Origin of the sequence: Pseudomonas sp. PS01299 (genome assembly GCF_029960145.1) — a bacterium.
Taxonomy (GTDB): Bacteria; Pseudomonadota; Gammaproteobacteria; order Pseudomonadales; family Pseudomonadaceae; genus Aquipseudomonas; species Aquipseudomonas putida_A.
Genome location: NZ_JASCPO010000504.1, coordinates 1 through 747, shown reverse-complemented (window position 1 = coordinate 747; position 747 = coordinate 1). Strand labels below are relative to the sequence as shown.

Sequence of the window (747 nt, the reverse complement as noted above, 5' to 3'; positions counted from 1 at the left end):
GCAAACGGATTGGAATGCTGCGCAATTTGCCGTCTTGGCCATTACGCAGTTCCTCATTGAGTGGGTGCATCAGCCAGCCTTCACGGCTTTGTACCTGTGAGGTGATGGTGAACTGGTCGTCTTTCTCGGGCAGACGCTTGCCGTGTTTCTCGACGACCTTGCCGATGGAAATGCGCCCGAGTACAGGAGGGGTGATCGCTAAACCTTTGAGCATGGCGGTTATCCTTGATCTAGAAATAAAAAAGCCACCAGGACGTAAACGGTCCAGGCGGCTTGGGTGACGAGGAATGGCTCAGTTGATTAAAAAGCGGCGACTGCCTGTTTTGATCTTGGGGTAGCGGGCTTGTAGGTAGGGTTTATCCTTAAGCATCTGTTCGACATCCAGTCCGGTGCTGTCCTTGGACTTCTTCCAGCTAATGTAGCCCTCGGCAAACTCCGCACGGGTGGCATCGCCCATGGCCTGTTGTAGGACTTGTTTGAGCTGCGCCTCAAACGTCTCCTGCTGGGCAATGCTCTGGCGAACAGCCTTGAGCTCCAGGTAAGTAGCGGCCAGCTCGGTGTGCTGGCTGAAATCCAGCGTCTGGCCGTTGTCCTCGGGGTAGAGACAGCGCAACGCGGCTTCCGCCGAGGCCGAACCGTCTGCCGGCGGCGGGGTGTCACTGACGACGTAATCCCAGAACAGCTGCTCCAGGTCGATCAGCCGAGCAATCAGCGACTCGTCGCGTTCGATGCGATGGATCTCCAGGT

Annotated in this window: 2 pseudogenes; both read right to left on the bottom strand. The window is 56.9% G+C overall.

Going from position 1 to position 747, the window contains the following annotated elements:
* A pseudogene (locus tag QMX91_RS31300) lies at positions 1–214 on the bottom strand (hydrolase or metal-binding protein); the annotation flags it as partial.
* A gap of 78 nt (positions 215–292) precedes the next feature.
* Positions 293–747: pseudogene (locus QMX91_RS31295) on the bottom strand (alkaline phosphatase); the annotation flags it as partial.